Origin of the sequence: Liquorilactobacillus mali KCTC 3596 = DSM 20444 (genome assembly GCF_000260415.1) — a bacterium.
Taxonomy (GTDB): Bacteria; Bacillota; Bacilli; order Lactobacillales; family Lactobacillaceae; genus Liquorilactobacillus; species Liquorilactobacillus mali.
The window spans coordinates 34,797-49,144 of sequence record NZ_BACP01000033.1 but is presented as its reverse complement, the minus strand read 5'-3'; the positions used below and the strand labels follow the sequence as shown (position 1 = coordinate 49,144).

Below are 14,348 nucleotides of genomic sequence, written 5' to 3'. Positions count from 1 at the left end.
CTAAGATAATCTAAGGAGGTCTAAAATGTCTGATGATGAGCAAAAATTGCTGTTAAAACCTGCATTAGAGCTAGCTGAGTTAATTCGAAAAAAGAAAATTAGTTCGTCCGAATTGATTGAAATATCATTAGCTAAGATAGCAAATGATAATTCTCAACTAAATGCCGTTATTTCAACTAGAAAGGCAGCAGCTCTAAAAGAAGCCGGCCAGCTAGAGGATAAAGGACAACCCTTTTTCGGTGTACCGTTGCTACTTAAGGGATTAGGGCAGTCACTTAAGGGAGAATCAGAAACTTTTGGAAATAGAATGTTTAAGGAAAATAAGGCTCAGATGACAAATAATTATGTCAAAGCATTGCAACATGAAGGCTTTATCATTATTGGTCAAACTAATTTTCCAGAATTTGGTTTGAAGAATATTACTGATTCTAAAATCAATGGACTAACATGTAATCCCTGGAATATCAATTATCAAGCAGGTGGCTCATCAGGTGGAGCGGGTGCAGCAGTGGCAGATGGAATGTTACCAATTGCTGCGGGAAACGATGGCGGAGGTTCAATTAGAATACCAGCCTCTTGGTCTGGAACTATTGGTTTAAAACCAACACGTGGCCGAATTCCAGTTGGACCGAATGACTGGCGCTCGTGGCAAGGAGCATCCATTAATTTTGCATTAACTAGGAGCGTCGACGATACAGCTGCTCTTCTCGACTCTTTACAGACTATTCAACCTGCAGGAGTCTTTCAAGTACCATTGAACACTTATGGATTTTTAAACGGTCTTAAGTTAAAGCCCGATAAAATAAAGATTGGTTATACAACTAAATCACCGGTTGGGACACCTGTTGACAGGGAAGCAATAAGTGCAGTAGAAAATGCTGTCTCTTTTTTAAATGATCAAGGATTCAATACTGAAGAAATTGAGTTACCAACGGATGGCGTTCGCTTGATGCAAGCTTACTATACAATGAATGAAGGCGAGATGGCCGCAACATTTAATGCAATTCAACAATCGACGAAACGTGAATTAACTGTGGACGATATGGAACCATTGACATGGGCACTATATCAAACGGGGAAAAATGTTTCTGCTGCCGAATATAGCAAAGCTTTATATAGTTGGGATAATGCGGCTTACCAAATGGCACTGCTGCATGAAAAATACTCAGTGATTTTAACACCGGCAACAGCTTCTGCAGCACCTCGAATAGATGATCCCTTAGTTAGTGATGAAGATTTGCTTAAAATGAAGCAGATCAAAGAGCTAAGCCCCAGGGACCAAAAACAATTGATTTGGGATCAATGGCTGCCTGCACTGACTCGTTCTCCGTTTACACAGCAGGCAAATTTAACTGGAAATCCAGCAATAAGTTTACCCACCCATGTTACGGCCGGGGGATTGCCTCTTGGAATCCAATTTGAGACTGGTAAAGGGCAAGAGCAATTATTGCTTCAAATTGCAAAATTATTTGAAAGCAACAAAAAATTTAAGTTTTTACATCCTACAAATTTTAAAAATAGAAATTAAATACTATAATATGGCTTATTTGAGAAAGATAAATTAAAAGTTTACAACTTTAATTTCCCCCCAAAGTTGCGCTTATTATTTAAATTATCTATAATTATTCATGTTGTGTTGTATGAGTAGAATGATTATTAAGGTATGACGAAGATGAAACTTAAGAATTACTAGTTCATTTTTAGTTTTACAATGTGCAAGGACTATGACATCACAATCATTTTGTCACAGTTTTTTTGGAGGTAAAAGAATGAAACAAGAATCAAATGGTGCACCTGATTTAAAACGCTCCATGACCGCTGGACAAATGGAAATGATTTCACTTGGCGGAGCCATTGGAGTCGGCCTGTTCATGGGTGCAACATCTACGATTAAATGGACAGGACCGTCAGTTTTGCTGGCATACATGTTTGTTGGCTTGGTTTTATATATAGTAATGCGTGCTTTGGGTGAGATGATTTATATTAATCCAGGTACTGGCTCTTTTGCAGACTATGCAACAGAGTACGTGCATCCATTAGCTGGTTATCTTGCTAAATGGGCGAATGTCTTTGAATACATAGTTGTCGGAATGTCGGAGGTTGTTGCTGCTACCGAATATTTAAAGTATTGGTGGCCAAATATTAATCCATTTTTCTCTGGAATTATTATTATTGTATTTTTGTTATTAGCTAATCTTGCTAGTGCTAAAGCGTATGGTTCATTAGAATTTTGGTTTGCAATGATCAAGGTGATTACAATTATTATGATGATCATCTTAGGATTCATGGTAATCTTTTTTGGTTTTGGTAATAATGGTCACCCTATTGGTCTCAGTAATTTGTGGAGTCATGGCGGTTTCTTTACCGGTGGTTTTACAGGATTCTTCTTCTCAATGTCAATTATCGTTGGTTCTTATCAAGGAATTGAATTGTTGGGTATTTCGGCGGGTGAAGTTGCCAATCCGCAAAAAGCAATTGTTAAATCAGTTAAATCTGTCTTGTTTAGAATTTTGATTTTTTATGTTGGTGCAATTTTTGTAATTGTAACAATCTATCCATGGAACCAGTTAAGTTCAGTTGGCTCGCCGTTTGTTTCAACGTTTGCTAAAGTTGGTATTACGGCTGCAGCTTCAATCATCAATTTTGTGGTGTTAACTGCAGCTTTATCGGGTGCGAATTCGGGAATTTATTCTTCAAGTAGAATGCTTTTTAAATTAGCACATGAGGGAGATGCACCCAAAATATTTGGTCATTTGTCTAAGCGAATCGTGCCAAATATTGCCATTCTTGGGATTTCCAGCGGAATCTTAATTGGATTTGTTATTGATATTATTGCAAGCGCATATAGTAAGTCAACATCCGATATGTTTGTGATTGTCTTTAGTTCATCGGTTCTTCCTGGCATGATACCATGGTTTGTGATATTGCTGGCAGAACTTCGTTTTCGCAAGAATAATCTGCAATTGATGGAAAAACACCCGTTTAAATTGCCGCTATATCCATTTTCAAATTATTTTGCACTTATAATGCTTGTTGTGATTGTCTTCTTCATGTTTATTAATCCAGACACACGTGTTTCAGTGATTGTTGGTGCAGCAGTCTTAATTGTAGCAACAATCGTATATAGTATGAGGCATAGAAATAAGAAAAAAGCAAAATAGAATAGGATACGTAATAGTATTCAGTAAGGGGTGTTACGCCAAAATTAGATGTCTTTGGGAAGGATAAATTACGGAATTAACTTTTTGTGATACAGGGACAACGATTAAAAAGTTGGTTGAGATTGTCCAGAGCAGCTATATTGGCGGGAATAAAAACAATTTGAGTTCAAGGTTACTTTCCAATTGTTAGAAAAGATTCAATTAGGTCATTTTCACTAAGGGTAAGTGTCTTTGTACGATTCGTAGCAATAAAGTAGTTTAGGGTTATCAAGTTAGTTGATAAGGGATAGAGGTTATATGTACCAGGAGTTAGCTTATTAATAATACTCATGGGTACAATTGTTAATCCAAGTCCGTGTGTAGCCAATTCAACAGCAGTTATAATATTTTGACTCTCAATGATTATTTTTGGTTTAATTTTGTATTTACTAAAAAGTGAATCAACTTGGTTACGAATAGCAGATCCAGGTGAACTTAGGACTAGTGGTGAACTTAGCAGTGACTTGATTGGGATTGACCCAATTGAGAGCTGCTGTTTTTTTTCTTCAAAAAAAGGTGAGTTAGAAGGAATTATTGCACAATAACTCTCTGCTTTTGCTGTTTCTAACCGTAATGAAGGTGCAATAGTTTCAGGATTTTGACCAATAAAAAAATCAATTTCGTTGTTAACAGCTAATTTTTCGCTAACTGCGGGAATGTTTTCAACTAAAATTAGGTTAACAGAAGGGTGTTCTCGTAAGTATCTGGGTAAAAAGAGAGGAAGCAAAAAGCTCCCTAGGCTTTGTAACACACCCAATTTAATTATAGTTTTATCTGGTTGAGTGTACTGTGACAGTTCTTGAATTAACATGGCATTTGTAGTATTTTGCTTTTCAAGGTAGTGATAGTATATTTTTCCTGCCTCACTGAGCCTAAGCCTTTGACTTTGACGATCAATAATTGGCACACCTAATTCTTGTTCGAGCTGTTTAATAATCTGTGTTAGGTAAGGTTGCGATATATACAAGTCCTTGGCAGCTTTAGTAAAGTTGCTGTGTTTTAGAAGTGCATCAAGGTATTGCAGCATTAATGATGGATTTTTTGAAAACAAAAAAATTCCTTCTTTCAATAGCAAATTAGTTATTACTTGATAATTAAATAAAAACTTCACAAGTTATATTAACGTTAGTATACTTAATGATAGATCTTAAGTATACTTTTTTTGCCTATAAATAAGTAAAAATCAGATTATGGTTTGAAAATATTATTAATTTTCACTGAAAATATAAGAATCATTGAAAATAAAATCACATAAATAAAAGGAGTTATTTAGTATGATAAATTTAATTGGAATTGTAGGGACAGGAGCAGTTGAATCGACGAATCGAAAACTTCTGCAGTATATGAAAGAGCGCTTTTCTGTGCAAGCAACAATTGAAATTTGCGAATTAACAGACTTTCCGTTTTTTAATAAACCTGTATCTAAAACAGCACCGGAAACGATTAACCGTATATCAGAAAAAATAATTGCAGCAAATGGTGTCGTTATTAGTACACCTGAATATGATCATACTATTCCTGCTGCTTTAGCAAGTCTACTGGAATGGTTTGCATATACCACACAACCTCTAAAAGATAAACCTATTATGATTACAGGAGCTTCATACGGAACTTTGGGAACATCCCGTGCACAGTCACATTTACGACAAATATTGAATGCACCTGAATTGAGCGGACTATTGATGCCTGGCAGGGAATACTTGTTAGGTGGGTCTCTTCAGGCATTTAATGATAAGGGTGAATTAATGAATTCTGCCAAAAAAGAAGAATTAGACAAGTATTTTGAAGATTTCGTACGCTTTGTTGTTAAAAATCAATAATAAAGATTACCGGAGGAAATTATAATGAAATTAATTGGAATTAGTGGAACAAATGTTGGTGATTCGGCAACTACATTATTGTTGAATTTTGTTAAAAAAGAATTTAGTAATCTAGCTGAGATTGAAATTATTGATATCAGACAACTACCTTTATTCAATGAATCGATAGAGATCGGGGAAGGGCGGTTAGTTCAGGATATTAGTCAAAAAATAACTGAAGCAGATGGTGTAATTATTTCAACTTCAGAACATAACCGTTCCATTCCATCTGCATTGAATAGTTTTATCGAGTGGATGTCTTTCAAAGAACACCCATTTAACAATAAGCCGGTTATGATAATAGGGACATCGATCAGGATTCAAGGTTCATCTAGTGCACAGCTACATTTAAGACAAATTTTAGATTCACCAGGGGTTGATGCTTGGGTATTGTCTGGTAATGAGTTTCTGCTTGGAAGTTCAGGTTCTGCTTTTGATGAACAAAATAATTTAAAAGATGCATCAACTATCAAATTCTTACGTTCGTGCTTTAAAAATTTTCTGCATTTTATTCAAGCGGCTAAATTCCTAAATGCTTCTGAAGAAGTGCATTTTGAACCAGGAGAATATCAAGTTAGTGCAATTGGTCATAATGGTAAGTTACCAATGACAATAACCGTATCAAAAAAAAGAATTGAAAAAATTGAAATTGATACGAAGAATGAGACAGAAGGAATTGCTGATACTGTCTTTCAAAGAATTCCAGAACAAATTGTCAGTGGGCAAACGTTAAATATTGACGTTATATCAGGTGCATCAGTTACGAGTCACGGTGTGATAGACGGAGTAGCGGAAGCTATTGACTTAGCTGGAGGAGACTCAGCCGTTCTGAAAAGAAGACCAAAACCTCAAAATATAGTTGAGCAAGAATCTCTTGAGTTAGCAACAGATGTTGTGGTCGTCGGTGGAGGCGGTGCAGGATTGAGTGCCGCAGCGTGTGCTTTGAAAGCCAAGCGACAAGTAATTGTTGTGGAGAAATTCCCTGCAGTAGGTGGAAATACTATTCGTACTGGTGGACCAATGAATGCTGCAGATCCAGATTGGCAGGGAACTTTTGCTGCACTTCCTGGTGAAAAGGCGACCTTAGAGGAAGTTCTGTCTCAAGATGAGGATAAAATTGATGAAGAGTACAAAAACGACTTTAAAAAATTAAAAAAACAAATCGAAAATTATCTACAGAGTGGAAATAATAAATTGTTTGATAGCATTTTGTGGCACAGAATTCAGACGTATCTTGGTGGAAAACGAACTGACTTAAATGGCAATGAGATTCATGGACAGTACGAATTAGTGAAAATATTAACCAATAAGGCACTTGAATCAGTCAAATGGCTCGAAGATATAGGAGTTGAATTTGATCCTAATGAAGTCTCCATGCCTGTTGGAGCAAAATGGCGTCGAGGACATAAACCATTAAAAAGTCAGGGATATGCTTATATTTCTGCTCTCGAAAACTTTATCAATAATCAAGGTGGCAAGATTTTGACTGATACACCTGTGCAAGAATTATTGATAGAAGATGGAACAATCAAGGGAGTAGTTGGACATAATTTTGAAGGGCGCCAGGTCATTATTCATGCCAAGAGTGTAGTATTGGCCTCAGGTGGTTTTGGAGCAAATACAAAGATGATTCAAAAGTATAATACGTATTGGACGAAGATAGATGACGGGATAGCCACTTCCAATTCTCCTGCGATTATGGGAGATGGAATTAAGTTGGGAGAAAGTGTTGATGCAGCTTTGGTTGGAATGGGCTTTACACAGATGATGCCTGTTTCAGATCCAGTAACTGGAGAATTATTCACAGGTTTGCAAGTTCCACCTGCTAACTACGTGATAGTCAATAAGGAGGGCAAACGCTTTGTTGATGAATACGAGAGTCGTGATGTTTTAACACAAGCAGCAATCGATAACGGAAGTTTATTCTATCTAATTGCGGATGACAAAATTAAAGAGACTGCATACAATACAAACCAACAAAAGATTGATGAACAAGTGGCTGCTGGTACTTTGTATAGGGCAGATTCTCTGACAGAATTAGCTCAACAAATTGGAATTGAACCAGATGTTTTTGTTGATACAATTGATAAATATAATTCATACGTGGATGCAGGATATGATCCTGAATTTGGCAAGGAAGTCTTCGATTTGAAAGTACAAGTCGCTCCATTTTATGCAACACCACGCAAACCCGCAATGCATCATACAATGGGTGGATTGAAAATCGATAAAAATGCACATGTGCTGAATAAAAATGGTGTGATAATTGACAATCTGTATGCAGCCGGTGAAGTTGCTGGCGGAATTCATGCAGGAAACCGACTAGGCGGTAATTCACTAACAGATATTTTTACATTTGGTCGGATTGCAGGAACAATGGCTGCAAACAATATTAATGATAAATAATTTCTTAGATTAGCGTGAATATAGTTAGAGACAATTTAAAAAGTTCTGATATTATCGATCTTTGTTAATAAATATCAGAACTTTTTGATTATTTTTTAATAGTTTTGCTCAATGTTTCTTGCTAGTGCTTCTAGAATAAAAATTACTGGAATTTGAGTGGTAATATTTAACGTTTCCTTGATGACTTCAGGTTTAATATTGTATGAAAAATTGATTTCAGAAACCTTGGCCAAAGTAGAATAATTGTTATTGGTAATAGATATAATGTGAAAATTATCAGCCTTTAAACTAAGAGCCCTGTCAACAATTTCAGGAGTCTCACCACTGACCGAAAGTATAATAGCAATCTGATTAGCATCGCTTTGCTTCTTTTGAGGTAGAGGATAAAAAGGATCGACATTATAAATGGAATTGATTCCAAAATTAGAAAATTGTCGAGCCCCATATTGAGCAAGAATTCCTGATGTACCGATACCAAAGAACAAGACACTGTCTACATTGGAAATTAGTTTTTTGAAAGATACTAGTTCATGTGAATATTGTTGTAAAAGGGGACGTCTAAAAAAAGTGCTTGCTATATTAATAATTTTAGTATCATAGTCAGCCTCTAATTTTTTTGTTTGCAAATTCATCTGTTGCTGTTTCAGATTGTACTTAAATTCATAGAAACTATCATAACCCATCTTTTTAATACACCTAATGATGGAGGCGGAGGAGACGTGGATAGCACTTCCTAGTTGACGAATACTCAGGTTAAGTGCCTCGTCGGGATGGGCAATCAAATAATTGTAGATTAAAATTTCTGTTGGGGTAAATCCTTTTAAATCAATCATTTCATAATCCAACCTTTTCTTCAAAGTGGGTAATAACTGGATTATACAATAACATTTTAAAAATTACAAAAGCAGAAAATGTTTCATTATCTGAATAATGTAACCGCTTTCTAAAATATGTAGTAAACATTAAGCTTTTTCGTTAAAATAGAGTTAGTAAGTAATAAAGTAAGTAAAGGTAGGTGAAAAAATGTAGATAAATCATATTGGATATCAAGTGCGTAACTAATTAGGAGGGATGTTAAGTAATAAAAAATAATGGTTTTGTAGAAAGTAATTAGTCTCCAAAAGAGAGAATTAAATGTCGGATAGTGATGAAGAATAATAGTTAGTGTAGTTCATGAACTTAATGATGAATGTAGGTAAAACGTTAGAATGAAGATGCTGAATACTATCAAGTAAGGCAACAGTAATAATTTTAAAATATATGGATTAGACTTGGTACCAGTTTCAATTTACGAATTTAGCTACAGAGTTAATTAGTGCATATCGCAAATTTGATTATACCGAAAATAAAAAATTCATGAAAAGAGGCGTTGATCTAATGAAAATTTCTGATTCTTTTAAAGAAAGTATGACTGAGAAAGTAGGCAAGTTTGCTGGTTCGCGTTTTGTCCGAGCAATTATGGATGCTGGTTATAGTGTTATTGCGTTTTCAATTATTGGTGCCGTATTTTTAATTTTACAAATTTTGCCACAAGCATTTCAGATACCAGGATTTGCTGAGCTATATGCTAACACTGTCGGACATTTTACGAACATATTCCAAGTTATTTATAATTCAACAATGGGAATTTTAGCTCTTGTTTTTGCAGGAACATTCACTTATAGCTATACCAAAATATATCAAGAAGAAGAACATCTCAATTTAAATCCACTTAGTAGTTTATTCATGTTTGTAATGGCAATGTTTATTACCGTTCCACAATTAGTGTGGAAAGATGGTTCTATTGAATTTGTACAATCTCTTAGCAAAACAAACATTATTGGCGGGGGATATGCAGTTTCAACTTCCGGTGTTACTAGGATAGCTGCTGTCGGAATTTTCACTGGTTTAGTTGTTGGTTGGCTCACAGTACAGATTTATCGTTTTACTATAAAGCATAACTGGGCAATTAAAATGCCAGCTGCAGTCCCAGCTGGTGTGGCTAATTCATTCAGTTCCTTGATTCCAGGGTTCTGTGTTGCAATCGTTGTTTCTGTACTCAATATGTTGCTTATTTTTGTAGGGACAGATATTTTCAAGGTTCTCTACATCCCATTCTCATTTGTCAGTGATATTGCAGATACATGGTGGGGATTCTTGGTCATCATTTTCTTGATTCATTTTCTCTGGTGGTTTGGAATCCACGGTGCAACAATCATGAGCTCATTTTATACTCCAATTGTCCTAGCTAACATGGCATCTAATAAGTTGGGGGCTGATCATTTCTTTGCTGGTGATCCAATGAATGCTTTCGTTATTATCGGTGGATCCGGAGCAACTTTAGGAATGACAATATGGTTGGTTTCTAGAGCGAAATCAGTTCAATTACGAGAAATTGGAAAGGCAGAGATTGTACCCGCTTTCTTTAATATTAATGAGCCAATACTTTTTGGATTACCAATTGTCTATAACGTGCAGCTATTTATTCCGTTCGTTTGTGCACCATTAGTTTCTGGGATAGTTGGGTACTTTGCAGTTACTACGCATTTGGTAGATAAGATTATTGCTCAACAGCCATGGCCAACACCAATTGGATTGGGTGGATTTATAGCGACGGCAAGCTGGAAAGGTGGAATACTGGCAATCATTTGTGCGGCAGTTGCATTTATCGTGTGGTATCCATTCATCAGGCATTATGATAAGGTCTTGTTAAAACAAGAACAAGAGCAAGCTCAGAAAGAATAATAAGAATTAGTAGATAATTAAAAAAACGAGGTCAATGAGTTGCAAAGAAGTCCCTCTTGGTTTTGGTTAATAAGAATTATTGTGGCAGACCATAAAGGGCTCTCTTAGGGGAACCCTTTATTTTTGAGACTCTAGGACCTGTTTGAGAAAATTAATTATTGATAATTATCAAATGCTTTTACTTATACTTGAAGCAATTGAGTGTAATTATTTAAGGAGGAGTGCAGATTGGATAGAGAAAATGCTTATAAGTTACCAAAAGATTTCTTGTGGGGCGGGGCGGTAGCTGCGCACCAATTGGAAGGTGGTTGGCAAGAAGACAATAAAGGAGTCAGTGTTGCAGATGTAATGACCAATGGAGCTAATGGAGTCGAACGAAAAATCACGCAGGGGGTAGTTGCTGGAGAGTATTATCCTAATCATGATGCAATTGATTTTTATCATCAATACAAGGGAGACATTAAGCTTTTTGCTGAAATGGGATTTAAGTGTTTTAGGACATCTATTGCTTGGACCAGAATTTTTCCAAATGGTGATGAAAGAGAGCCAAACGAGGAAGGGCTGAAATTCTACGATAATTTGTTTGATGAATGTTTGAAATATGGGATTGAGCCTGTAATCACACTTTCCCATTTTGAGATGCCATATCATCTTGTAACAGAATATGGCGGATGGCGTAACCGAAAAGTAATTGATTATTTTGTTAACTTTGCAACCGTTGTTTTCGAACGTTACAAAAATAAAGTTAAATATTGGATGACGTTCAATGAAATCAATAATCAGACAGATTACAAACGCGGTTTTTCAATTTTTACTAACTCCGGGATTGTACCAAGAGATGGAGAAAATGTGGAGGAAACGATGTTCCAAGCAGCTCATTATGAAGCAGTTGCAAGTGCTTTGGCAGTCCAGATAGGACATAAAATCAATCCTGATTTTGAGATTGGTGCTATGATTGCGATGATTCCTCTTTATCCTGCGACTTCTGATCCTAAAGACATTCTCAAAGCCCAACGTGCAATGCAGTGGCGCTATTGGTTAGGCGATCTGCAAGTACTTGGGAAGTATCCTGAATGGCTATTAAAATACCAAAAAGAACACAGTTTGGAAATTGATCGTACTTTAGAAGATCTAGATGTCCTTCAAGCTGGGACAGTTGATTATTTAGGATTTAGTTATTATATGTCATTTACGGTTTCAGCTCATGACGATGCTGATTCGGTCTATAGCTATGATGAAATGGAGGACGTAGTACGAAATGAATATCTTCCAGCATCAGACTGGGGATGGCAGATTGATCCTAAAGGTTTACGTTATGCAATGAATTGGATGAATGATCGCTATCATATACCCCAATTCATTGTTGAGAATGGTCTGGGTGCAATTGATAAAGTTGAAGCGGATGGATCAATCCATGACCAATACCGAATTGATTATCTGAAGAAACATATTCAGCAGATGAAGCTAGCTGTTGAAAAAGACGGAATTGAATTAATGGGATACACTCCATGGGGATGTATTGATTTGGTTTCAGCTGGAAGTGGTCAGATGGATAAACGATATGGTTTTATCTATGTTGACAAAAATGATAAAGCTGAAGGAACGTTGGAAAGGAGTCGAAAAGATTCATTTTATTGGTATAAAACAGTTATTGAATCACAAGGAGTACAACTATAAATCGGAGATGATTTAAATGGATGAAAAGCAACAAGAAACGATCATGGGTTTAATCATAAATGGCGGGAATGCTAAAGGGGCAGCATTTGAAGCGATTAGGGCTGCTAAAGAAGGTGACTTTGAGACAGCAGATAAGAAGTTAAAAACCGCAGATGAGTTTATGGCACAGGCTCATAATGCACAGACAGGGATGCTGACTGCGGAAGCTAATGGTGAACATGCGGAAGTTAATTTATTAATGGTTCATGCACAAGATCACATTATGAATGCAATTACTTTCCGAGATTTAGCCGGAGAGCTGGTCGATGTGTATCGTAAACTTGCTGAAAATAAATAAAATAAACTTCTTGCTGCTTTTTAAAGTGTAAGATACAATCGTTTTTGAGGTGAATAAGTGATGTTTAAGATTGAAAGATTGACCTCTCCAAATGCATTGTTGATTGCACAATGGCATTATCAAGGTGAGTATGAATTTTATGATATGACGGCTGATCCAGAAGATTATCAAGAGCTACTGAGTGAAGAATCACGTGGTGATAGTTATTATCAAGTTATCCAGGCGGGGAAACTGGTCGGCTTCTTTGCGGTCGAGGATACCAATGACGAAGAGGCCATTGAGATTGGTCTTGGAATGGCTCCAGAGTTGACTGGCAAGGGAAAGGGTTTTGCTTTTGCCACCGCAATATTGAATTATGTAATTCAGTTAAAAAAACCTCAAAAAGTTTTATTTGATGTTGCAGAATTCAACGTTCGTGCACGGAAATTGTATCAAAAGCTTGGTTTCAAAGTTGTGAACCACCACGATCAAGAAACAAATGGTGGCGTGTATCCATTTATCTTGATGGCTAAATTCACCGGAAAATAATATAAAGTTATGACATTTGTCATTCCCAGTCAATTACAATCATGACTGGGAATTTTTATTATCCCGTTCTAAGATAGGATTACATGGGGGTGCATCATGAAACAGATTATAAGTGTTAAAAACTTGAATTTTAGTTACGGTGAAACCGAAATCCTAAAAAAAATTAATTTGACTATAAATAAAGGGGAAATTATTGGACTAATTGGTGAAAATGGTGCGGGTAAGACAACCTTGTTGAATATCTTACTAGGCCTGCTGCCAAGTAAAAATAATGTACAAGTCTTTGGAGATGACAATAGATAAGGAGCAACAGTGAAGATGATAAAGATTACGAAACGGTTAAAATTTGATGTATTAAGATTAGTAATTCGAAATAAATCTTTTTTGTTTTTTACATTACTGATGCCTGCTGTATTTTACTTATTATTCACAAAGGTAGTGCTGTTGATGGAGCAAAAGCGTGGCAGGATCTGCAAATACTAAAACCAAATATTGCAATTTTAGACATTGAAATGCCTAAAATGACTGGACTGGAAGTTGCTTCAAGAGTAAATAAAAAGAAATTGGATGAAAAGGTTATTATTTTGACTACATTTGCACAAAAGGCATATTTTGAACAAGCAGTTGCAGCAAATGTCGCAGGATACTTGTTGAAGGATAGTCCCAGTGATGAACTTATTACGGCAATTAGAGATGTATCTGAGGGCAAAACTATTTTTGCACCGGAGCTTGTAGTAAACATGATTTCTGTGGAAAATAATCCACTTAGTACAAGAGAAATGGAAGTTCTTGCAGTAGCAGAATCGGGAATTACAACGAAACAAATAGCGAAACAACTTTTCTTGTCAGAAGGAACAGTACGTAATTATCTGTCTGCGATCTTCAGCAAGTTGGGGGTACATAATAGAATTGAGGCAATTAAAATGGCTCAAAGTAATAAGTGGTTATGAAAATCAGCTGAGGGCAATCTAATATCTTATCAAAATAAAAAATAAGGCTTATACTTGTGTACAAAGAAGGAGATGACACAGAAATGGCTACAATATATGATTTTGAAGTCTCACGTGAAAACGGAGAAAAGTATCAACTCTCAAAGTATGAAGGAAAAACGATACTGGTTGTTAATACGGCCACAAAATGTGGGTTGGCTCCACAATTTGCAGAGTTAGAGGAGCTTTATGAAAAGTATAAGGATGATGGTTTGGTTATTTTAGGATTTCCGTCCAATCAATTTAAGCAAGAACTTGCCAATGGACAAGAGGCCGCACAGGCGTGTCAAGCAACGTATGGAGTGTCATTTCCGATGCATGAACTGACTGTGGTGAATGGAAAAGAAACTGCTCCATTATTCCAATATTTGAAAAAAGAGGCACCTGGTGAATTAGGGAATTCAATTAAATGGAATTTTACTAAGTTTTTAGTTGATCCCAGTGGTAAAGTTTTACGGCGATTTGCTCCGAAGACAAAACCCAAGGCATTTGAAAAAGAAATTCAAGAGGCGCTGCCACATACAAAATAACTTATTAGTAAGATATTTCGATTTGTGGAACATGATTATAAGCAATCAAAAAGAAGGCTGAATCAAAAGTTAAATTTTGACTCAGTCTTCTTTTTTGT

General features: G+C 36.1%; 11 protein-coding genes and 3 pseudogenes. 12 read left to right on the top strand and 2 right to left on the bottom strand.

Annotated features, from left to right (window positions below; genetic code table 11):
- Nucleotides 1-25: 25 nt before the first annotated feature.
- Together GSM_RS05785 and GSM_RS05780 are read left to right on the top strand one after the other, a co-directional pair.
- The gene (locus tag GSM_RS05785; protein ID WP_003689242.1) at nt 26-1,528 is read left to right on the top strand and encodes an amidase; all 1,503 of its coding nucleotides are present in this window, start codon (nt 26-28) and stop codon (nt 1,526-1,528) included.
- A gap of 241 nt (nt 1,529-1,769) precedes the next feature.
- Nucleotides 1,770-3,161 (top strand): amino acid permease, encoded by a 1,392-nt coding sequence (locus GSM_RS05780; protein ID WP_003689239.1) that lies wholly within the window; start codon nt 1,770-1,772, stop codon nt 3,159-3,161.
- 172 nt (nt 3,162-3,333) lie between these two features.
- On the opposite strand, the gene GSM_RS05775 is transcribed toward GSM_RS05780, so the two are convergent.
- Nucleotides 3,334-4,251, bottom strand: a complete 918-nt coding sequence (locus tag GSM_RS05775) for a LysR family transcriptional regulator (RefSeq protein ID WP_003689237.1) — start codon at nt 4,249-4,251, stop codon at nt 3,334-3,336.
- A 223-nt stretch (nt 4,252-4,474) separates the two neighbouring features.
- On the opposite strand from GSM_RS05775, the gene GSM_RS05770 reads away from it, so the two are divergent.
- Together GSM_RS05770 and GSM_RS05765 are read left to right on the top strand one after the other, a co-directional pair.
- Nucleotides 4,475-5,020: an NADPH-dependent FMN reductase gene (locus GSM_RS05770; RefSeq protein ID WP_003689236.1), complete on the top strand. Its 546-nt coding sequence runs from the start codon at nt 4,475-4,477 to the stop codon at nt 5,018-5,020.
- A gap of 24 nt (nt 5,021-5,044) precedes the next feature.
- Nucleotides 5,045-7,465: an FAD-dependent oxidoreductase gene (locus GSM_RS05765; RefSeq protein ID WP_003689234.1), complete on the top strand. Its 2,421-nt coding sequence runs from the start codon at nt 5,045-5,047 to the stop codon at nt 7,463-7,465.
- Between the two features lie 95 nt (nt 7,466-7,560).
- Here the strand turns inward: GSM_RS05765 and GSM_RS14030 are convergent, their stop codons facing one another.
- Nucleotides 7,561-8,298: a MurR/RpiR family transcriptional regulator gene (locus GSM_RS14030; protein ID WP_029327374.1), complete on the bottom strand. Its 738-nt coding sequence runs from the start codon at nt 8,296-8,298 to the stop codon at nt 7,561-7,563.
- Nucleotides 8,299-8,842: 544 nt separating this feature from the next.
- On the opposite strand from GSM_RS14030, the gene celB reads away from it, so the two are divergent.
- From celB to GSM_RS05725, 8 genes and pseudogenes are all read left to right on the top strand, one after another.
- A complete protein-coding gene (celB, locus tag GSM_RS05755; RefSeq protein ID WP_003689231.1) occupies nt 8,843-10,189 on the top strand; it encodes a PTS cellobiose transporter subunit IIC in 1,347 nt (448 codons plus the stop codon).
- Between the two features lie 228 nt (nt 10,190-10,417).
- A complete protein-coding gene (locus tag GSM_RS05750; protein WP_003689230.1) occupies nt 10,418-11,866 on the top strand; it encodes a 6-phospho-beta-glucosidase in 1,449 nt (482 codons plus the stop codon).
- A 16-nt stretch (nt 11,867-11,882) separates the two neighbouring features.
- Nucleotides 11,883-12,203 (top strand): PTS lactose/cellobiose transporter subunit IIA, encoded by a 321-nt coding sequence (locus tag GSM_RS05745; protein WP_003689229.1) that lies wholly within the window; start codon nt 11,883-11,885, stop codon nt 12,201-12,203.
- A gap of 60 nt (nt 12,204-12,263) precedes the next feature.
- Nucleotides 12,264-12,731, top strand: coding sequence for a GNAT family N-acetyltransferase (locus GSM_RS05740; RefSeq protein ID WP_003689228.1), 468 nt, complete (start codon nt 12,264-12,266; stop codon nt 12,729-12,731).
- Between the two features lie 96 nt (nt 12,732-12,827).
- Nucleotides 12,828-13,016, top strand: a pseudogene (locus tag GSM_RS05735) (ATP-binding cassette domain-containing protein); the annotation flags it as partial.
- A gap of 33 nt (nt 13,017-13,049) precedes the next feature.
- Nucleotides 13,050-13,175 (top strand): annotated as a pseudogene (locus tag GSM_RS15570) (ABC transporter permease); the annotation flags it as partial.
- Nucleotides 13,166-13,681: pseudogene (locus tag GSM_RS05730) on the top strand (response regulator transcription factor); the annotation flags it as partial. The pseudogenes GSM_RS15570 and GSM_RS05730, both read left to right, overlap by 10 nt.
- Nucleotides 13,682-13,764: 83 nt before the next feature.
- On the top strand, nt 13,765-14,250 hold the full coding sequence (locus tag GSM_RS05725) for a glutathione peroxidase (protein ID WP_003689225.1): 486 nt from the start codon (nt 13,765-13,767) through the stop codon (nt 14,248-14,250).
- Nucleotides 14,251-14,348: the final 98 nt, after the last annotated feature.